This window comes from Mesorhizobium sp. M0208 (assembly GCF_040322015.1).
Classification (GTDB): domain Bacteria; phylum Pseudomonadota; class Alphaproteobacteria; order Rhizobiales; family Rhizobiaceae; genus Mesorhizobium.
Window position 1 is genome coordinate 175,444 of record NZ_JAMYSP010000009.1, and the last position, 17,193, is coordinate 192,636.

25 protein-coding genes and 1 pseudogene are annotated in these 17,193 nt (G+C 63.0%); 20 read left to right on the forward strand and 6 right to left on the reverse strand.

Annotation, left to right across the window (positions count from 1 at the left end):
* Positions 1–54: 54 nt before the first annotated feature.
* Complete coding sequence (locus tag NKJ17_RS12350; protein WP_352506831.1) at positions 55–1,311, forward strand: RNA polymerase sigma factor; 1,257 nt, start codon at positions 55–57, stop codon at positions 1,309–1,311.
* Positions 1,312–1,449: 138 nt separating this feature from the next.
* Here the strand turns inward: NKJ17_RS12350 and NKJ17_RS12355 are convergent, their stop codons facing one another.
* Positions 1,450–1,875 (reverse strand): type II toxin-antitoxin system VapC family toxin, encoded by a 426-nt coding sequence (locus NKJ17_RS12355; RefSeq protein ID WP_352506830.1) that lies wholly within the window; start codon positions 1,873–1,875, stop codon positions 1,450–1,452.
* A complete protein-coding gene (locus NKJ17_RS12360; RefSeq protein ID WP_352475764.1) occupies positions 1,875–2,117 on the reverse strand; it encodes a type II toxin-antitoxin system Phd/YefM family antitoxin in 243 nt (80 codons plus the stop codon). The genes NKJ17_RS12355 and NKJ17_RS12360 overlap by 1 nt, the downstream gene beginning before the upstream one ends.
* A gap of 193 nt (positions 2,118–2,310) precedes the next feature.
* On the opposite strand from NKJ17_RS12360, the gene NKJ17_RS12365 reads away from it, so the two are divergent.
* The 6 genes from NKJ17_RS12365 to NKJ17_RS12390 all read left to right on the forward strand — a co-directional run bounded on the left by NKJ17_RS12365 (position 2,311) and on the right by NKJ17_RS12390 (position 4,789).
* Complete coding sequence (locus NKJ17_RS12365; protein WP_352506829.1) at positions 2,311–2,583, forward strand: ArsR/SmtB family transcription factor; 273 nt, start codon at positions 2,311–2,313, stop codon at positions 2,581–2,583.
* Between the two features lie 47 nt (positions 2,584–2,630).
* Positions 2,631–3,041: an SRPBCC family protein gene (locus NKJ17_RS12370; protein ID WP_352506828.1), complete on the forward strand. Its 411-nt coding sequence runs from the start codon at positions 2,631–2,633 to the stop codon at positions 3,039–3,041.
* Positions 3,042–3,115: 74 nt separating this feature from the next.
* Positions 3,116–3,508, forward strand: a complete 393-nt coding sequence (locus NKJ17_RS12375) for a VOC family protein (protein WP_352506827.1) — start codon at positions 3,116–3,118, stop codon at positions 3,506–3,508.
* Between the two features lie 86 nt (positions 3,509–3,594).
* Positions 3,595–3,825 (forward strand): hypothetical protein, encoded by a 231-nt coding sequence (locus tag NKJ17_RS12380; protein WP_352506826.1) that lies wholly within the window; start codon positions 3,595–3,597, stop codon positions 3,823–3,825.
* Positions 3,826–3,829: 4 nt separating this feature from the next.
* Positions 3,830–4,300, forward strand: coding sequence for a DUF1801 domain-containing protein (locus NKJ17_RS12385; protein ID WP_352688534.1), 471 nt, complete (start codon positions 3,830–3,832; stop codon positions 4,298–4,300).
* Between the two features lie 90 nt (positions 4,301–4,390).
* Positions 4,391–4,789: a DUF1801 domain-containing protein gene (locus tag NKJ17_RS12390; RefSeq protein WP_352506910.1), complete on the forward strand. Its 399-nt coding sequence runs from the start codon at positions 4,391–4,393 to the stop codon at positions 4,787–4,789.
* On the opposite strand, the gene NKJ17_RS12395 is transcribed toward NKJ17_RS12390, so the two are convergent.
* Entirely contained in the window at positions 4,790–5,698 is a 909-nt protein-coding gene (locus NKJ17_RS12395) for a dihydrodipicolinate synthase family protein (protein ID WP_352688536.1), read from the reverse strand.
* A gap of 264 nt (positions 5,699–5,962) precedes the next feature.
* On the opposite strand from NKJ17_RS12395, the gene NKJ17_RS12400 reads away from it, so the two are divergent.
* The 6 genes from NKJ17_RS12400 to NKJ17_RS12425 all read left to right on the forward strand — a co-directional run bounded on the left by NKJ17_RS12400 (position 5,963) and on the right by NKJ17_RS12425 (position 11,756).
* A complete protein-coding gene (locus NKJ17_RS12400; protein ID WP_352506823.1) occupies positions 5,963–7,060 on the forward strand; it encodes a Gfo/Idh/MocA family protein in 1,098 nt (365 codons plus the stop codon).
* An 11-nt stretch (positions 7,061–7,071) separates the two neighbouring features.
* Positions 7,072–7,731: a ThuA domain-containing protein gene (locus NKJ17_RS12405; RefSeq protein ID WP_352506822.1), complete on the forward strand. Its 660-nt coding sequence runs from the start codon at positions 7,072–7,074 to the stop codon at positions 7,729–7,731.
* A 148-nt stretch (positions 7,732–7,879) separates the two neighbouring features.
* Positions 7,880–9,076: a mannonate dehydratase gene (gene uxuA / locus NKJ17_RS12410; protein WP_352506821.1), complete on the forward strand. Its 1,197-nt coding sequence runs from the start codon at positions 7,880–7,882 to the stop codon at positions 9,074–9,076.
* Positions 9,073–9,987, forward strand: coding sequence for a PfkB family carbohydrate kinase (locus tag NKJ17_RS12415; RefSeq protein ID WP_352688538.1), 915 nt, complete (start codon positions 9,073–9,075; stop codon positions 9,985–9,987). Before uxuA ends, NKJ17_RS12415 begins: the two co-directional genes overlap by 4 nt.
* A 96-nt stretch (positions 9,988–10,083) precedes the next feature.
* On the forward strand, positions 10,084–10,866 hold the full coding sequence (locus NKJ17_RS12420; RefSeq protein ID WP_352506819.1) for an SDR family NAD(P)-dependent oxidoreductase: 783 nt from the start codon (positions 10,084–10,086) through the stop codon (positions 10,864–10,866).
* A gap of 71 nt (positions 10,867–10,937) precedes the next feature.
* On the forward strand, positions 10,938–11,756 hold the full coding sequence (locus NKJ17_RS12425) for a GntR family transcriptional regulator (protein ID WP_352688540.1): 819 nt from the start codon (positions 10,938–10,940) through the stop codon (positions 11,754–11,756).
* Between the two features lie 10 nt (positions 11,757–11,766).
* Here the strand turns inward: NKJ17_RS12425 and NKJ17_RS12430 are convergent, their stop codons facing one another.
* From NKJ17_RS12430 to NKJ17_RS12440, 3 genes are read right to left on the reverse strand one after another with little or no spacing between them, the layout of a single operon-like run.
* Positions 11,767–11,955, reverse strand: coding sequence for a hypothetical protein (locus NKJ17_RS12430; protein ID WP_352688542.1), 189 nt, complete (start codon positions 11,953–11,955; stop codon positions 11,767–11,769).
* Positions 11,956–11,963: 8 nt separating this feature from the next.
* Positions 11,964–12,098 carry a hypothetical protein gene (locus tag NKJ17_RS12435; protein ID WP_352688544.1) on the reverse strand — a complete coding sequence of 45 codons (135 nt, stop codon included), beginning with the start codon at positions 12,096–12,098 and terminating at the stop codon, positions 11,964–11,966.
* A gap of 6 nt (positions 12,099–12,104) precedes the next feature.
* The gene (locus tag NKJ17_RS12440; RefSeq protein ID WP_254818839.1) at positions 12,105–12,317 is read right to left on the reverse strand and encodes a DUF2934 domain-containing protein; all 213 of its coding nucleotides are present in this window, start codon (positions 12,315–12,317) and stop codon (positions 12,105–12,107) included.
* A 223-nt stretch (positions 12,318–12,540) separates the two neighbouring features.
* Here NKJ17_RS12440 and NKJ17_RS12445 point away from each other — a divergent pair, with 223 nt between their 5' ends.
* The 7 genes and pseudogenes from NKJ17_RS12445 to NKJ17_RS12475 all read left to right on the forward strand — a co-directional run.
* A complete protein-coding gene (locus NKJ17_RS12445; RefSeq protein WP_352506816.1) occupies positions 12,541–12,936 on the forward strand; it encodes a hypothetical protein in 396 nt (131 codons plus the stop codon).
* Positions 12,933–14,153 carry an NRAMP family divalent metal transporter gene (locus NKJ17_RS12450; protein WP_352506815.1) on the forward strand — a complete coding sequence of 407 codons (1,221 nt, stop codon included), beginning with the start codon at positions 12,933–12,935 and terminating at the stop codon, positions 14,151–14,153. The genes NKJ17_RS12445 and NKJ17_RS12450 overlap by 4 nt, the downstream gene beginning before the upstream one ends.
* The gene (locus NKJ17_RS12455; protein WP_352475750.1) at positions 14,153–14,515 is read left to right on the forward strand and encodes a hypothetical protein; all 363 of its coding nucleotides are present in this window, start codon (positions 14,153–14,155) and stop codon (positions 14,513–14,515) included. The genes NKJ17_RS12450 and NKJ17_RS12455 overlap by 1 nt, the downstream gene beginning before the upstream one ends.
* Complete coding sequence (locus NKJ17_RS12460; protein WP_352506814.1) at positions 14,515–14,853, forward strand: hypothetical protein; 339 nt, start codon at positions 14,515–14,517, stop codon at positions 14,851–14,853. Before NKJ17_RS12455 ends, NKJ17_RS12460 begins: the two co-directional genes overlap by 1 nt.
* A gap of 34 nt (positions 14,854–14,887) precedes the next feature.
* Positions 14,888–16,174: an SDR family oxidoreductase gene (locus NKJ17_RS12465; protein ID WP_352506813.1), complete on the forward strand. Its 1,287-nt coding sequence runs from the start codon at positions 14,888–14,890 to the stop codon at positions 16,172–16,174.
* Positions 16,174–16,647: a DUF2269 family protein gene (locus tag NKJ17_RS12470; RefSeq protein ID WP_352688547.1), complete on the forward strand. Its 474-nt coding sequence runs from the start codon at positions 16,174–16,176 to the stop codon at positions 16,645–16,647. Before NKJ17_RS12465 ends, NKJ17_RS12470 begins: the two co-directional genes overlap by 1 nt.
* 359 nt (positions 16,648–17,006) lie before the next feature.
* Positions 17,007–17,193: pseudogene (locus NKJ17_RS12475) on the forward strand (hypothetical protein); the annotation flags it as partial.

Sequence of the window (17,193 nt, forward strand, 5' to 3'; positions counted from 1 at the left end):
ACCTGTCGGCCGCAACCTGCTTGCCTCCATTGTGGCTTTGGCCGACAAGGCGGCATGACCGCAGGCGAGACGCACCAGGCGATCGAGGCGATTTTTCGCATTGAACGGGCCCGGCTCATTGCGGGCCTGGCCCGCCTCGTGCGCAATGTCGACCTTGCAGAGGAACTGGTGCAGGACGCCCTGGTCATAGCCCTCTCCGAATGGTCCAGGACCGGCGTTCCGGCCAATCCCGGCGCTTGGCTGATGACGGTCGCCAAACGCCGCGCCATCGACGCGATCCGTCGCGACAAGATGCGCGAGCGCAAGCATGAGGAGATCGCCCGGGAGCTGGACGGCGAGTGCGACCGTACGGCCGAGGGAAACGAAATGGCCATGAACGACGATCTTGGCGACGAGCTGCTGGGCCTCATCTTCACAGCCTGCCACCCGATACTTTCGGCCGACGCTCGCGCAGCGCTCACGCTGCGTGTCATCGGCGGCCTGACGACGGACGAGATCGCCCGTGCTTTCCTGTCGAGCGAGGTGACGATCGCCCAGCGCATCGTCCGCGCGAAGAGGACGATCGGAAAGGCGGGGCTTAGCTTCGAGGTGCCGCGCGGTGCCGAGCGTGCAGTGCGTCTTTCCTCGGTGCTGGAGGTCATCTACCTCATCTTCAATGAAGGCTATGCTGCCACGGCCGGCGACGACCTTGTCCGGCCGGGCCTGTGCCTGGAGGCACAACGGCTGGGCCGCATGCTGGCGGGTCTGATGGCCGAGGATGCCGAGGTGTTCGGTCTGCTGGCTCTGATGGAAATCCAGGCATCGCGCCTGCCCGCACGCATCGGGCCGGACGGCGCCCTCTCGACCCTGACTGAGCAAAACCGCGCACGCTGGGACCAACTGTTGATCCGCCGGGGCCTTGACGCGCTGGCCCGTGCCGAAGCTCTCGGGGGCGATGGCCCCTATGTGTTGCAGGCCGCGCTTGCAGCCTGTCACGCGCGGGCGCGCAGTCTGGCCGATACCGACTGGCCCCGCATCGCAGCGCTCTACGACCGGCTACGAGCAGTGATGCCCTCGCCGGTGGTCGATCTCAATCGAGCGGTCGCCCACAGCATGGCCTTCGGGCCTGAAGCGGGCCTGCGGCTGGTGGACGAGATTGCCGACGCCGCCGCCTTGCGCAATTATGCGCCATTGCCGGCGGCGAGGGGCGATTTTCTGTTTCGGGCCGGCCGGCTGGCCGAGGCCCGCGCCGAGTTCGAGGCTGCGGCCAAGCTCACCCGCAACGCGCGCGAAGCGGCCTTTCTCCTCGCCCGTGCAGACGCTTGTGGTTGACAGCATCGCTCTGCGTGCCCGACGCGCCGCTAGGGCAACATCGAAAGCCGCCAGTTCGCTCCCGGCCAGCTCCCTTCAATGAGCGTGATCAACTCGCAACGCAGCTTGGGTATATTCATTTTGGAGGAGAGGCCCTGATCATGCCAGCAACTGCGTCGGTACGCCGAGAATCGGTCCTGCCTCGGCGAGCCGCTGGTCGAGGGTCCACACTGTGGCGCCATGCTCCGATGCCGTCGCGAGGTGCAGGGCGTCGCCAGCACGAAGCCCGAGCATATGCTGATCGGCGAATTTCGCGGCGACCTGAAAATGCCCGCCCGTCACCGGCAGCACGGTGAAGCTCTCAGCGACCAGCTTATTGAACATCGCGAGCGCAGCCGCGCGCTGCTCCAAGTCGATCTGTCCGGTCCGAAGCTTGATCGCCATGGCGGAGGACATCTCGGTGATGGTCCAGTCGCTGATCACAAGTTGCGCTGGGTCCTGCTCCGCCAGCCAGCCCTGAACGCGCGCGGTCATGGCTTCGTTGGATAGCGCCGCGACGATCAGCGAAGTATCGAGATAGGACATCAATAGCGATCGCCATCTCGCATCGATCGCACCAGATCGGCGGCAGCCTGAGCCTGCAGAGGCATGGTTGCGGTCAGGGATTGGAGCAGGACGGCGTCGATCCGTTTGCGAGGGCGGGCCACGGCCGTGAGCCTGGCGACCGGCTTGCCACGCCGGGTTATGTCGATCGAGTCTCCAGCCTCGACCCGGTCGATGAGCTCACTCAGATGTGCCTTGGCGTCCGCCAGATTGACCGCGCCCATGTCAGCTCCTGACCATGTAGATGGTCATATAGCGCATTACGTGTGACAATTCCAGTGCACGGCGAATGAGCAACTGGCTGCGTGAGCGAAGCAAGTGACCGCTCCTGCAACGAGAATTATGCCGCTTCCCGCTTGACTCACACATATCCCGGTGGTTATGCATCGATCAATAGCCGAAGGGTTATCTATCCCAATGCCAAACGCTCACGATGTGCTCTTCAGAACGCTTGCCGATCCGACTCGGCGCGCTATTTTTGAGCGACTGTGTCGCGAGGGAGAGCAGACAGTCGGCGCGCTGACGGCTCAGGCCGGGATCTCGCAACCGGCCGTGTCGAAACATCTCGGGGTTTTGCGGCGGGCGGGGCTGGTGCGCGACCGCCATGCGGGACGGCAGACCCATTATAGCGCGCAGCTTGCGGCGCTTGCCCCCTTGATCGACTGGACAAGTCAGATGACCGGGTTCTAGCAGAGCCGGTTCGACGACCTCGAGGACCTGCTCAAAAGGATGGACCAGTGAACGAAATAGCGACCGAAACGCTCTCCGTCATTGTCGAACGGGAAATCGCTTATCCGCCCGAGAAGATCTGGCGCGCGCTCACGCAACCACACTTGATCGAGGAGTGGCTCATGAAAAACGACTTCAAACCTGTCGCGGACCACCGTTTCAACCTTCACGCGGCCTGGGGCTCTGTCGAATGTCAGGTCCAGACGGTCGAGCCTAACAGAACGCTGACTTACACGTGGGATACCAAGGATCTCAAGAGTGTCGTCTCCTGGACGATCACCCCCACGAGCATCGGCGCCCGCTTGCGTATGGAACAGTCGGGCTTCCGGCCGGATCAGCAGCCTTACTTCCGGGGTGCCAAAGTCGGCTGGCCGAGGTTCTTTGACGATCTGGAGCAGGTTCTTGCGCGAACGGACTGAGATCCGCCTGCGCTATTCAAGCAAGGGCTCTGTTACAGGGCGGCAGATGGCGGAGCGATAATGGAGGCAAGCCAATGAAGATCAAGTTGACCAAAGTATACGTGGATGACCAGGAAAAGGCTCTGGGTTTCTACACCGAAACGCTCGGCTTTACCAAGAAGGCCGATTTCAGCAATGGGCCGTTTCGCTGGCTGACCGTCGCATCACCCGACGAGCCGGACGGTGCCGAGCTGCAACTCGCGCTCAATGACAACCCCGCTGCAAAGACCTACCAGCAAGCTATTTTCCAGCAGGGCCAGCCCGCGGTCATGTTCTTCACCGATAACGTCAAGGAGGACTACGAGCGCATCAAAGCGCGCGGCGCCAAGTTCACCATGCCGCCGACCGAAGTAACCGGCTCGATCATAGCCCAGCTGAACGACAACTGCGGCAATCTCATTCAAATCACACAGCTGGCGCGCTGGTAAGGCACGCATTCAGTGGCGTGGCTGCCCGGCGGGAGCCGCCAAACGGGCCGCCCGATCCGCTCGGTTCGTCTTCAGAGGAGGTCTCAATGGATTGGAACAAATGGGTTCGGCAGATCCACCGCTGGCTGTCGATCATCTTTGCGGCGGTCGTCGCCGCCATCTTCATCAGCCTGGGAGTAGGCAAGGAACCCTCCTACTGGGTATACCTCATGCCGCTGTTTCCACTCGGCTTGCTCCTGCTTACCGGACTGTACATGTTCGTGCTGCCTTACGCGCCCAAGCGGCGCAGCGCGGGGGGCACCGGCGCATTGGAGTGAATGCATGGCCAACAAGACGTCCATCAAGTCATCGGCGGTCGCGAAGAAGTCCGCCGCCAAGCCTGCAGCCGCCAAGCCGGTCCTCCTCGCAGGCGGCAACCCGCAGATCCCGAAGGGTGATGGTGACGCTCCTGTGCAGGCCTACATCGCGGCCATGCCGGGCTGGAAACGCGACGTCGCGCGTCGCCTCGACGCGCTCATCGTGCGCAACGTCCCTGACGTGCGCAAGGCCGTCAAATGGAACTCGCCCTTCTACGGCGTAGAGGGTCAGGGGTGGTTCCTCAACTTCCATTGCTTCACAAAGTACATCAAGCTGGCTTTCTTCCGCGGCGCGTCGCTGCGTCCCGTCCCACCCGGTGAGTCCAAGCACAAGGACGTGCGCTACCTCGATATCTACGAGGACGACCTGCTCGACGAAGCTCAACTCGCCGACTGGATAAAGCAAGCCAGCCAATTGCCAGGCGAGCGAATGTGAGTGGAATGCCAGTCATCCCGGCAAATCCGGTGCCGACTAGCGGTATTCATGTGACGGGCGAGCGGCAACAACCAAGGGAAAGCGACAATGATGATGAAGAGTGACTCAATGGAAAGAAGTGCAGACAACTCTCCCTCTCAGCTGATCGATGCGAGGATCAGCGAGCTGGGCGATTGGCGAGGCAAGACGCTTTCCCATGTCCGCGCCCTCATCAAGCAGGCCGACCCGGAAGTGGTCGAGGAGTGGAAGTGGCGAGGCGTTCCGGTGTGGTCGCACGCCGGAATAATCTGCACTGGCGAGACCTACAAGAACGTCGTGAAAGTGACCTTCGCAAAGGGCGCCTCGCTGCAGGACCCTTCCGGCCTGTTCAACTCCAGCCTCGAAGGCAACACCAGGCGCGCCATCGATATCCGTGAGGGCGAAGACATAGATGAGAATGCGTTCAAGGCGCTGATACGCGCTGCTGCCGCCCTGAACACGGCCCGATAGTCAGCTCCGGCCGATATGGTCGGCTAGCGGGCCGAGAGCGGCGAGCACGGCTTCGCCGGTGGCTTGCGTCGCGTTCTCATGCGGCGCGCGCAGATTCAGCCAGCGTCTGTCGCCGGACCGTACCGCCAGCACTGCCTTCATCGCAGTGATGAGGCCGGCGTCCTGGATGATTTTGCGGAACGCCCTGATGGCGGCATCCGCGTCCGTAGTGTCCTCTCCCGCCAGCACTGCGTCGTAGAGGGCCCGGATCGCTGCGGCATTCAGATTGACTGTCGCCGAGATGCAGCCGGCAGCACCGTTGGCGAGGCCTTTCGTCAGCTGTGCTTCCGAACTCGGGAACACCGCGACCCTTGGGGCTGCCGCAATGACCGCCGCGGTGTTGTTCCAGTCGCCGGCGCTGTCCTTGTAAGCCACCACGACATCGGGAAACGCTTCGCTCAATCGGGCGGTCAGCGCCGGGCTCACCGCTACGCCGGAATTTTGCGGGATGTGGTAGAGGATCATCCTCATCGCCGGGTTCGCCACCCGTTCGATCAGCTCGCCATAATAACGGGCCTGACCGGTGTCGCCGGCGGCCGTATAGAAGAACGACGGCAGCACCATCACCCCGGCACAGCCGAGCCCGACGGCATGCGCGGTCAGCTCGACAGTCTCGGCAAGTGCTGTGACACCGGTGCCGGGCATAAGCCGGCTTGGCGAAATGCCGGCCTCGACCAGCCACTCCAGCGCCTGCATGCGCTCGCGCAACGAGACGGACAACGCCTCGCCCGTGGTGCCGAACGGCGACAGGAAATGCGCTCCCTGATCCAGCACCCACTTGGCGTGTGATATCCAGAGGTCGCGGGCAATGCAGCCGTCGTTTTCGAACGGCGTCAGGATCGGTGCGATGGTTCCTTGTGGGCGGATCATGTGCGTCCTTCTACGGGTGAAAATCTGTGCTGTGCTCAAAGCCGGCATCAAAATGTCGAGCAAGCTACAGGAAGCAGTGTTGCTGAGTACCGGCCGTTCGACCTCGAAAGCAAGCGGCTCGCGCATAAGCGCGCGATTGTGATCGGGCGGCGGTTCTGAGGCTCTCGAGGTAAGCACTTGTCACGGGACAACCGCGTCCGGCCGAAAGGGGGGTGACAAACGAGTTCTGCTGTTTCATCAATGCCGCCTTTTGAGGAGAAGCCCATGCGGAGGATCGGTGTCGGCATTATCGGCTGCGGCAACATTTCGGATGCCTATCTGAAGGCATCGCCGCAATTCCCGGTGCTCGACATTATCGGCGTCGCCGACATCAACCGGGCGGCAGCCGAGGCCAAGGCAGCGGCCTACGGCCTGGCTGCGATGCCGGTCGACGCGCTGTTGGCCGATCCGCGCGTCGAGATCGTGCTCAATCTGACGACGCCGCAGCATCATGTGCCGGTCGGCCTGCAGGCTGTCGGGCAAGGCAAGCACGTCTATTCCGAGAAGCCGCTGGCAACGACGCTCAGCGACGCCGAGCGGCTGGTCGCGGCCGCGCGCGAACAGGGCGTGCGCGTCGGCTGCGCACCCGACACTTTTCTTGGCGGCTCCCACCAGACGGCGCGGCGCCTGGTCGATGAGGATGCGGTTGGAACCATCGTCGCCGGCTCTGCCTTCATGCAGGTGCCCGGCCACGAGCTCTGGCATCCCAATCCGAATTTCTACTATCAGCCCGGCGGTGGGCCGATGCTCGACATGGGACCGTACTATCTGACCTGCCTAGTCAATCTCCTGGGTCCGGTAAAATCCGTGACCGGACAGGCGAAGTCATCCTATCCCACCCGCATCATCGGTTCCGGACCGCGCCAGGGCGAAACCATCCGGGTCGAGGTGCCGACCCATATTTCCGGCCTGCTCGCATTCGAGAACGGCGCGGCGGTTTCGATCACCACCAGCTTCGACGTCTGGAAGCATGAACACAATCACATCGAACTTTACGGGACCACCGGCTCGATGATCGTCTCTGATCCCAATCAGTTCCAGGGCGACATCAGGACCAGCCAGCGCAAGGGCGACTGGACGGTGGCCGATCAGATCCATTCCTATGGCGACGGCAATTACCGGGGCCTCGGCCTCGCCGACATGGCGCAGGCGATCGTCTCGGGCAGGCAACACCGCGCCAGCCTCGATCTTTCCCTCCATGTCCTGGAAATCATGGAATCGATCATCTCTTCAGCAGAGACAGGGCGGCGTATCGACCTGAGATATGGCTGCGCGCGGCCGGCGCCAATGCACGCCGATCTACCTTTCGGAATTCTGGAATAGGGGATGACACGATGAGCAAGACGGCACTGATTTTCTGGGGCGGCTGGGAAGGCCACACGCCGGCCCGTAGCGCCCACATCGTCAAGGAGATGCTGGCCGGCAACGGCTTCGACGTGCAGCTGGAGCAGGGGACTTCGGCGCTTGCCGATCCGCAACTGGGCAAGCTCGATCTCATTGTCCCGGTGATCACCATGTCGACGATCGAAAGGCCGGAACTGCAAAACCTGACCAACGCCGTCGGGGCCGGCACCGGCCTTGCGGGCTTTCACGGCACGATGTGCGACAGCTTCCGCAACGAGCCGGAATACCAGTTCATGACCGGCGGCCAGTGGGTCGCCCATCCAGGCAGCATCATCGACTATCACGTCGATATCACCATGCCAGACGATCCGGTCATGCAGGGCATCGACGGCTTCGCCTACCGTTCAGAGCAGTATTACATGCATGTCGATCCGACCAACGAGGTGCTGGCGACGACTACTTTCACCGGCGAGCATCTCGATTTCATCGCCGGCGTCGTCATGCCGGTTGTCTGGAAGCGCCGCTACGGCAAGGGCCGCGTCTTCTACAGCGCACTCGGCCACACCGCCGACGAGTTCGCAGTGCCGCAAATGCGTACGATGTTCGAGCGCGGCATGCTTTGGGCCAGCCGAAACCCGGATCTTGCGTAGCCGTTCAATCTGAACGCCACGTATCGTTGTAATCTCTAAGGGCGGCCGCCCGAACGCGGACACAGCACTGGGCTGCGGCAAGCAATTGACTGCCATGGTGGCATCCAATAGACAGCAGTCTCGTCGGGGAGCCGTAGCTGGAGGTCGAATGGAGCAGACGTGGCGATGGTTTGGCCCGAGCGACGCGGCAACGCTTGCCCATGCCAGGCAGGCCGGCGCGACCGGCATCGTGACGGCATTGCACGACATTCCTTACGGCGAAGTCTGGCCGATCCACGCCATCAGGCAGCGCCAGGCGCTTATCGAGGCGGATCAGGCGATGGGCCTCAAATGGAGCGTCGTCGAGAGCGTGCCCGTGCACGAGGACATCAAGCTCGGCCGCGGCGATCTCGACCGGCTCTACGACAATTTCAGGCAGACCTTACGCAATCTCGGCGCCTGCGGTGTGCGCACCGTCTGCTACAACTTCATGCTGATCCTCGACTGGACCCGGACCGACCTGGCTGCGCCGCTGCCGGGCGGCGGACGGGCGCTCCGCATGAACATGCACGAGCTTGCCGCGTTCGATTGTTACATGCTGCAGCGCAAGGGATCTGAGCGCGACTATGCGTCCGATGTTCTCCAGCGGGCAAGCGAATGGTTCGAGGCGACGCCGGATGCGTCAAAAGAGCGTCTGCTTGCCAACATCATGGCCGGCCTGCCGGGCGCCTTCAAGCGCTATGACATAGCGGAATTGCGCGAAGTGGTGGCCGAGCAGTCTAGCCTGTCTCACGACCGGCTGCGCGAGAATCTCGTCCGTTTTCTCGAACACGTGCTGCCGGCGGCCGAAGAGGCGGGCGTCACGTTGGCGATCCACCCGGACGATCCGCCGCGCGATCTCGTCGGCCTGTGCCGGATCGTCAAGAACGCCGACGACATCGCCTTTATCCTGGATGCGGTGCCATCGGCCCATAGCGGCCTTACCTTGTGCACGGGGTCGCTGGGCGCCAATCCGGCCAATGACGTGCCCGCCATCGCCAGGCGCTTTGCGCACAAGATCAACTTCGTGCACCTGCGCAACGTCAGCAAGGATCCGGACGGGTCGTTCATGGAGTCCGAGCATCTGAACGGGGATGTCGACATGGTTTCGGTGGTCTCGATCTTGCTCGACGAGCAGCAACGCCGCCGCGACGCCGGGCAACCGGCGCTGCTGCCGTTTCGCCCGGATCACGGCCACGAGCTGATCGATGACGCCACGCGGCACACCCATCCCGGCTACCCCGTGATCGGCCGTCTTCGCGGCCTTGCCGAACTGAGAGGCGTAATGACGGCGATTGCCCATCAGCGCGGTTATAGGCTGCAATGAGGGCGCCCCGCCTGCTCTGCGTCGGCGCGCTCACCTACGACACGATCTTGCGCCTCGATGTCCTGCCGTCCGGCGCCGGCAAGTTCCTGCCGAGCGAGGCCGTGCAGATCGCCGCCGGCATGGCGGCAAGTGCCGCCGCGTCGGCAAGCCGCCAGGGCGGGCAGGTCTGGCTATGGGCAAGCGTCGGCAACGATGCCGTCGGCCGCGATGTCATCGCCCAGATGGCGGCGGAGCGGGTCGACTGTTCGTTGGTGCGCAGGGTTGAAGATGGCCGCTCGGCCATTGCCACGATCCTGGTCGATGCCGCCGGCGAGCGCATGATTGTGCCCTTCTACGATTCCGTCACGCAAGCCGATCCGGACCGTCTTCCGCCCGTGGATTTTTCCCGCTTCGACGCCGTCCTGGTCGACGTTCGTTGGCCCGGAGCCGCCGCGATGGCGCTGGCGAAGGCCCGCGAATGCTGCATTCCGGCGATCCTCGACGCCGATATTGCGTCGCGACCGGTGCTCGACCGATTGCTGCCGCTCGCCTCGCATGTCATTGCTTCGCTGCCCGCGGCGCGTATCCTTTGCGGTCCAGAGGTTTCCGCCGGTTCCGCCGTCGCTATTCTGGGCGAACGGACCGGCGCCTTCGTCGCGATCACCGATGGGGCGAACGGCACCGCGTTCCAGCACCCGAGCAGCAATGATGTCCGTCATCTGCCGTCGCCGCGAGTCGAAGCCGTCGACACGCTGGCGGCGGGCGACGTGTTTCACGGCACCTTCGCTCTGGGGCTGGCTGAAGGTTGGGATGAGGAGCAGGCCATAGCAGTGGCAAGCGCCGCCGCTGCGCTGAAGTGCCTGCGTTTTGGCGGACGGCTCGGCGCGCCGACGCGCGCGGAAACACTGGCCTTCATGCAAGGATCGACATGACGCCGAATACGCTCGGGCCGGCTCAGCGAAAAGGGTACGTCATACGTCGCTGATCGACTACCATGGCAGCCGCTGCAACTGTTCGTGGGAGGAGAAATGGCTGAGTTCAAGAAACGCGCACTGGTCACCGGGGCGGCCATGGGCATCGGCCGTGCTGTCGCCGAAAGGCTGGCCCAGCAAGGTGTCGACCTGATCCTCTTCGACCGTGTGGGCGATCAGCTGGACGAGGTCGCGGCGCAGCTTGCGGCGCGCGGCGTGACCGTGCACACCGTGCTCGGCTCGACCGCCGACACCGAAGCCTGCGGCCGCGCCGTCGAGCTTGCCCGGTCCGCGTTCGGCGGGCTCGACATGCTTTCCCACAATGCCGGCATCCAGCGTTACGGAACGGTGGAGACCACGGACGAGGCGCTTTGGGACGAGGTGATGAATGTCAACCTCAAGGCTGCCTATCTGCTCTCCCGCGCGGCGATGCCGCTGCTGCGGCAAAGCCGCGGCGCCATCGTCCATATGAGCTCGGTGCAAGGCCTGGCCAGCCAGGAAGGGGTTCTGGCCTACAGCACGGCCAAGCACGGCTTGATCGGGCTGGTCAAATCCATGGCCGTCGACTATGCGCCGCTCGGTGTGCGCGTCAATGCCGTGGCTCCGGGCGCGGTCGACACGCCGATGCTGCGGGATGCGGTCAAGCTGAACGATAAGCCCGACGAGATCATGCGCATCCTTGACAACATGCATCCGCTCGGCCGCACCGCCCAGCCGCAAGAGATTGCGGCCGTCGTTGCCTTCCTGCTGTCCGACGATGCCTCCTTCGTCACCGGCGAAGTCGTGCGCGTCGATGGCGGCCTGCTGGCGCGCATCGGCGGTTCTCCGCGCAAGGAATAACATCGGCGCTGCTGCTTGCGCAGCCATTTCATGAACGGCTTGAAGCTGCCGAGCCTTTAAGGGAATTGCCGATGGCAAGGCTTTTGGGAATGCGGACCATCACCGAGGGGCGGCTTGGCGAAACCGGCCCCGGCGCTTCAGTCGCGGCGAGGACGTTCGAGGTCCTGCTCGACCAGATCCTGACCTTCCGCCTGAAGCCGCACGAGCTGATTTCCGAAAAGGCGATGTCGGAAGCCCTCGGCGTGAGCCGCACGCCGGTCAGAGAGGCGCTCGCCCGGCTGGCCGGACTTGGCCTGATCGACATCTATCCGCAGCGCGGCAGCATGGTGGCGCCGCTGCGGATCGCCGATCTCGAGAAATCGCAGTTCCTGCGCGAAGCGCTTGAAGTCGGCCTGGTCAAGCGTGCGGTCGAGAGCCCGCGCCGCGCCGAACTGCTCGCCATGCTCAAAGGCGAACTGGCGGCCCAGGAGACGTTCGCCTCCATCTCGGACGACAGGCGCTTCTTCAAGTCGGACGAGCTGTTCCACCAGCACATTGCCAGCCATGCCGGCTTCCCCGGAATCTGGGCCGACATCAGCGCGGCGAAGCTGCACATGGACCGTTTCCGCTTCCTGTCTTTCCCGCGCCTCGACAGCATGTCGGTGGTTCTCGGCCAACATCGGCGGATCGTCGATGCGCTCGAGCAGGCCGACGCATTTGCGGCGGAAGAGGCGATGCGAACGCATCTTCGCCGCATCTTCGAGGTGCTCGCAATCGTCCGGGAACGCTATCCTCATTATTTCAAGGCACCGGCTCGGCTGGAAAGAGGACAGAAGCGGCTGCCGGCGATCTGCCCGAATGACAACCATTCGCGCGACGGAGCGAGGAGGAATGACGACGTGGAAACGTGAAACCAGCCGCTCAGTCCAGGCCTGAGCCTTTCTTCGGCGCTTCCGGAGGCAACTTGGCCTTGCTGCCGGATTTGTCGGAAGTTGGCTTGGCTTCGCGATTCTTCGCCTCGCCGCCTTGCTCCTTGCGGAGCTGCTTTTCTATCGTCGATCGCGATCCTTCCGCAGGGTCCTGTTCGGGATGGCTTTCCCTAGCCGTCATGTCAGCTCCTATCCATTCTGGTCTATTGCATGTGGCGAGGGCTGAGTTTCGCCACCAGTGCTGGTCCTGTCGCGCCCAAGCATCAGCCATGCGGCGAAGAGCACGACCAGTACGACCACGATCCAGGCGACGAGACGAGGCATTGGGGCTCACTTCCCCCGCCGCTTGCTGCCGCGCACCTCGGGATCGGAGCCGGTCTCAACCGTTGGATCGGGCACGACCGGACCGCGTTCGGCTTCGGAGCCCTCAGCTTCGATCTCCTGCACGGCCTGGTCCCAATGCTCGCGCTCGCGTCCTTGCGGACGGCCTTCGCGCTCCCATATCTCATGGGCCCGCTGCCTGATACGCTCTTCCTTGTCCATGACCTTTGCCTCCTGATATCCCTAATCCGGCGATCGAAGGTTTGTTCCGCGTTGCCAGGCAGTTCCCGACGGTTCAGTTGACGTGACCACCAGGCGCCCTAGATGAAATTGTACGCCGAGGTCGCCTGGTGCCGGGGAGAACAATCGTGTGGCAGCAACGCTACAAACACGTATTGTAGATGCCATTGCAGCTATTGGTCTTCGACCGGACCGGCTGTGCCTGTTGCTGACAACGTTTGTGCTGACGGCATGCTCGCCTTCCGACCAGATCGAGCAGCAGTCGAAAACCGCGGCTTCGGCCGCACAGACCGCATCGCTGGTCCTGGGTGCCTGGGCCGCCGGGGCAGCCCCTTCGACATATACGTCGCGCACGTTGCAATCGGTCGGCAAGGCGCTCGTCGATGCCGGTGCGCAAATCCAGTCCGCCAAGTCGACTGAGCCCAGCGAGCAAGCCGGTCTGACGGCGGTAATCGGACAGCTGTCGGCGGCGGTGACACGCGCCGCGACGGCGGTGCAGGACGGCAACCGATCGGAGGCGGAACAGGCGCAGCAGGATATCCAGGCTGCCACCGCCGCCCTGAATGCATCCTACGCCAAACATTTCGCGCCGAAACCATGAAGAAGCTGCTCGAAATATCGCTGGGCATCGTCACCAGCGTCGGTGGCTTTCTAGAGGTCGGATCGATGGCAACCGCCGCACAGGCGGGTGCAGCGTTCAGGTTCCAGCTGATCTGGGCCGTCCTCCTGGGCACGATCTGCATCATCTTCCTGGTCGAGATGGCCGGCCGCTTCGCCGCCGTCAGCCATCACACCATCGCCGACGGGATTCGGGAACGGTTTGGCTTCACCGCCTTTCTGTGGCCGTTGCTTGCGACTTTGCTGGTCAACTTCATGGTCATGGCAGCCGAGATCGGCGGTGTCGCCATTGCGCTTGAGCTCGCCACCGGCATCGGCTTTCAGTGGTGGGCCCTGCCGGTCGCTTTTCTGGCATGGCTGTTCCTCTGGAAAGGCACGTTCGGCTTCATTGAAAAGGGCGTCTCGATCCTCGGCCTGGTCACGTTGTGCTTCGTGGTCGGCGCCGTCATGCTGAAGCCCGATTGGGGGCAGGTCGCGGCCGGTGCCGTCCCCACTCTGCCCGAGCACGACGCGGCCAATTACTGGTTCATGGCGGTCAGTATTCTTGGTGCGTCGGTCTCGCCCTACCTGTTCATGTTCTATTCGTCGGGAGCCATCGAGGACCAGTGGGACAAGAGCTATCTCGGGACCAATCGGGCCATTGCCGGATTGGGAATGAGTTTTGGCGGCACAATCTCGATCGGCGTGCTGATCGTGGCGGCGCTCGTGCTGGCAGCGCACGGCATAGAGCAGGTCGACGACTACCATCAATTGCCGCTGATGCTGATCCAGATCTTCGGTTTCTGGGGATTCGTCCTGTTCGTTGCTTCACTAGGCATAGCCTGCTTCGGCGCTGCGCTCGAAATCGGGCTGCAGCAAGCGTACTTAGTGGCGCAGGGTTTCGGCTGGACCTGGGGCGAGGACCTGAAACCGCGCGACGATCCCGGCTTCAGCACCGTCTACACGGTCTCGCTGTTTCTCGCCGCCATTCCGATCGCCCTGGGTCTCGATCCGCTGAAGCTAACCATCTTTTCCATGGCGCTGACGGCCGCCAGCCTGCCGCTGACCGTGGTGCCGTTCCTTTTCCTGCTGAATGACGAGCGTTATGTCGGCGAGCACCGCAATGGCATGATCGCGAATGCCGCGGTCATCTTCATCATTGCGCTCGGTTTCGTGCTCGCGATCGTGACCATTCCTTTGCAGATATTCGGAGGCACGTGATGGATTTGCTGCGCGACATCCTGGACAAGCAAGTGGTTGACCGTGAGCAGGTCAAGATCGGCAAGGTGGACGGGCTGGTAGCCGAGGTCAGGCCGGGCAAGCCACCCAAAATCGTTGCGGTCGAGCTCGGCTCGATCACGCTAGCGCGTCGGCTTGGCGAGCGATCCGGGCGCTGGATGGCGCGCCTTGCGGCAAGGCTCGGCGGCAAGCGCCATGCCGAACCGCACCGCATCGCCTGGAACAAGGTGCGCGACATCGGCGTCGACATCGAATTCGACATCGACGTGCGTGAAACGGCGATTTTCGACTGGCAGGATTGGCTGCGCGACCATGTCATAAGGCGTATCCCGGGAGCCGGATGATGGCCACCGTCAACCTTGAGCAATTGGCAGGCAGAAATGTGCTTTCGCAGCGCGGCAAAAGCATCGGCCATATCGAGGAGATACGCGCCGAACCGGATGGCGACGACCTCGTGGTTACCGAGTACCACGTCGGCATCCACGCGGCGTTCGAGCGTCTTTCCGCTTCGGCCATCGGCACGGCGGTCCTCGAAGTCTTTCGACTGCGCAGTCACGACAGCATGTACCGCATTCCCTGGGACAAGCTCGACATCTCCGACCCGACGCAGCCGCGACTGTTGTGCGCGATGGAAGAACTTTCCGCTATGAAGGGCAGTATCGAGGGCGATAAACCGGAATGAACGACACTTTCCCGCCGTCGGAGAATGGGGTTCAGTGAAAGTCCTGGTTACCGGCGCCACCGGCCTGATCGGTGCCTCCGTCGTGGCACGCCTTCTTTCCGAAGGGCATGAGGTAATCGGATTGGTCCGCAGCCCCGGTGCAAACCGGGCCGGCAATTACCAATTGCTGGTGCTGGACATGGCGGTGGCGCTGCAGCCCGAAGACTGGCTACCGCATCTCAGGGGTGTCGACGCCGTCGTGAATTGTGCCGGCGTTCTCCAGGACAGCCCCCGTGAAAAGACGCGCGAAGTCCATCGCGATGCGGCGGTCGCACTCTTTCTCGCCTGTGCGCGGGCAGGGGTTGCCCGGGTGATCCACTTCTCGGCGATCGGCGTCGATCGGGCGCAGCCTTCGGCGTTCTCGGCGACGAAACTGGCCGGGGACCAGGCGCTTATGACGCTTGATCTGGATTGGGTTGTCCTGCGCCCGTCCGTGGTGCTCGGCCGGCCGGTGTTTGGGGCCAGCGCATTGTTTCGGGGTCTCGCTTCGCTGCCAGTGCTGCCGTCCATGCCCGGCACCGGCCGGCTCCAGGTGGTACTACTCGACGATGTGGTCTCAACGGTCATTTTCCTTCTCGATCCCGCCAGTCCGTCTCGCGTCGTGCTGGAACTTGTCGGTCCCGAACAACTGAGCATGGACGAGGTCGTCGGCAGTTATCGCCGGTGGCTCGGTTGGGGTCTGGCAGCCAGGTTTGTCTTGCCGACGGCTGTTGCAAGGCTTCTCTACCGCCTAGGCGACCTTGCCGCGATGTTCGGCTGGCGTCCACCGATGCGCACCAACGCGGCCAGGGAGATCGCCCGAGGAGCGGTTGGAGATCCCTCGGACTGGACCGCCGCGACTGGCATACGCCCGCAAACCCTGGCGGGCTTCCTCGCGCTCAATCCGGCAACGGTGCAGGAGAAATGGTTTGCCCGGCTGTATTTCATCAAGCCGGCGATCTTCGTCGTCCTGCCCGTCTTCTGGATCATGACCGGAATCGTGTCGCTGACAACCGGCTACGGCAGCGGCGTCGATCTGATGCAAGGCACGGGCGCCGGCATCTTGTCGGCACCGATCGTGATCGCCGGCGCTCTTGCCGACATCGCCATCGGCGTGCTCATAGCCTGGCGGCCGGCGGCGCGAAAAGGCCTCTATGGCGGCATCGCGCTCTCGCTTTTCTATCTGGTCGTCGGAAGCTTCCTGAGCCCCGATCTGTGGAACGACCCGCTTGGGCCGTTCCTTAAAGTGCTGCCGATCCTGGTGCTGCACTTTGTGGCCTTGGCAGTGCTGGAGGAGCGTTGATGCTCTATTTCCTGCTGAAATTTCTGCATGTTATCAGCGCATCTGTGCTGCTCGGCACCGGCGCCGGCATCGCTTTCTTCATGCTGTTCGCCCACAGGACCGGCAATGCCGCGACGGTTGCGGCGGTGGCGCGTATCGTCGTCGTCGCCGACTTCCTTTTCACAGCGACGGCCGTGGTCGCGCAACCTTTGACCGGAGCCGCGCTCGCCTGGCAGGCAGGCTACTCGCTGTCGGAGGGCTGGATCGTACTTTCGATCGCGCTCTATATCTTCACCGGAATGTTCTGGCTCCCGGTCGTCTGGATGCAAATGGAGATGCGCAAGCTGGCATCGCAAGCCGCCGCTGCAGGCGCGCCGTTGCCGCCACGCTACCATCGGCTGTTCTGGTTGTGGTTCGCCTTCGGCTTCCCTGCCTTCGCTGCCGTGCTCGGGATTTTCTGGCTGATGATCGCGCGGCCTGCGATCGAGTGGTAGGTCGCAGGCAGGTCCCACTGCGATAATGCCCAGTCAAAGCGCTGCGGAAAATTCCGGCCCCTGCACCGCGAATATCTGCCGGAGCGGACGTGCGTCTCGACCTGTAAGTCGCACCGGAGTCCGGTCTCGTATCATTTCCAACCGCGCGCTCACCCCCATCGGCACAGGACAAGATCCCGTCTTGAGGCTGGTTAGGCTTCGCTTACAAAAAGATGACGCCTGAGGGGAACACGGGAAGCACATGCAAGTTCGGTGCGCAGTGGAGGAGATTGCGCCATGAACAGTGTTATTTATCTCATCGGCCTTGTCGTCGTCGTGCTTGCGATCCTCTCCTTCCTCGGATTCCACTAGGAGACACCATGCAGGACAAAGACGATCAAGGCCGTCAGACGGCCGATTTCGAGACAGCCAGAAGCGAGCTTTCGGAAAGACTACAACGGGAAAAGCAGACCGCGACGGAAGCGCTCCACGATGCGCGTGACGAGATCACCAGGAAAGCCGGAGATTACGCATCGGAAGCAAAGCAAGCATTGTTCAACAAGGCGG

Coding starts and splice junctions, on each gene's coding strand:
- NKJ17_RS12380 (WP_352506826.1), top strand. CDS start 3,595: ATGGATTGGAACAAATGGGTTCGGCAGATCCACCGCTGGCTGTCGATC.
- NKJ17_RS12390 (WP_352506910.1), top strand. CDS start 4,391: ATGATGAAGAGTGACTCAATGGAAAGAAGTGCAGACAACTCTCCCTCT.
- NKJ17_RS12455 (WP_352475750.1), top strand. CDS start 14,153: ATGGATTTGCTGCGCGACATCCTGGACAAGCAAGTGGTTGACCGTGAG.
- NKJ17_RS12420 (WP_352506819.1), top strand. CDS start 10,084: ATGGCTGAGTTCAAGAAACGCGCACTGGTCACCGGGGCGGCCATGGGC.
- NKJ17_RS12415 (WP_352688538.1), top strand. CDS start 9,073: ATGAGGGCGCCCCGCCTGCTCTGCGTCGGCGCGCTCACCTACGACACG.
- NKJ17_RS12375 (WP_352506827.1), top strand. CDS start 3,116: ATGAAGATCAAGTTGACCAAAGTATACGTGGATGACCAGGAAAAGGCT.
- NKJ17_RS12355 (WP_352506830.1), bottom strand. CDS start 1,875: ATGTCCTATCTCGATACTTCGCTGATCGTCGCGGCGCTATCCAACGAA.
- uxuA (WP_352506821.1), top strand. CDS start 7,880: ATGGAGCAGACGTGGCGATGGTTTGGCCCGAGCGACGCGGCAACGCTT.
- NKJ17_RS12365 (WP_352506829.1), top strand. CDS start 2,311: ATGCCAAACGCTCACGATGTGCTCTTCAGAACGCTTGCCGATCCGACT.
- NKJ17_RS12440 (WP_254818839.1), bottom strand. CDS start 12,317: ATGGACAAGGAAGAGCGTATCAGGCAGCGGGCCCATGAGATATGGGAG.
- NKJ17_RS12385 (WP_352688534.1), top strand. CDS start 3,830: ATGGCCAACAAGACGTCCATCAAGTCATCGGCGGTCGCGAAGAAGTCC.
- NKJ17_RS12425 (WP_352688540.1), top strand. CDS start 10,938: ATGGCAAGGCTTTTGGGAATGCGGACCATCACCGAGGGGCGGCTTGGC.
- NKJ17_RS12435 (WP_352688544.1), bottom strand. CDS start 12,098: ATGCCTCGTCTCGTCGCCTGGATCGTGGTCGTACTGGTCGTGCTCTTC.
- NKJ17_RS12460 (WP_352506814.1), top strand. CDS start 14,515: ATGGCCACCGTCAACCTTGAGCAATTGGCAGGCAGAAATGTGCTTTCG.
- NKJ17_RS12350 (WP_352506831.1), top strand. CDS start 55: ATGACCGCAGGCGAGACGCACCAGGCGATCGAGGCGATTTTTCGCATT.
- NKJ17_RS12405 (WP_352506822.1), top strand. CDS start 7,072: ATGAGCAAGACGGCACTGATTTTCTGGGGCGGCTGGGAAGGCCACACG.
- NKJ17_RS12430 (WP_352688542.1), bottom strand. CDS start 11,955: ATGACGGCTAGGGAAAGCCATCCCGAACAGGACCCTGCGGAAGGATCG.
- NKJ17_RS12470 (WP_352688547.1), top strand. CDS start 16,174: ATGCTCTATTTCCTGCTGAAATTTCTGCATGTTATCAGCGCATCTGTG.
- NKJ17_RS12395 (WP_352688536.1), bottom strand. CDS start 5,698: ATGATCCGCCCACAAGGAACCATCGCACCGATCCTGACGCCGTTCGAA.
- NKJ17_RS12400 (WP_352506823.1), top strand. CDS start 5,963: ATGCGGAGGATCGGTGTCGGCATTATCGGCTGCGGCAACATTTCGGAT.
- NKJ17_RS12360 (WP_352475764.1), bottom strand. CDS start 2,117: ATGGGCGCGGTCAATCTGGCGGACGCCAAGGCACATCTGAGTGAGCTC.
- NKJ17_RS12450 (WP_352506815.1), top strand. CDS start 12,933: ATGAAGAAGCTGCTCGAAATATCGCTGGGCATCGTCACCAGCGTCGGT.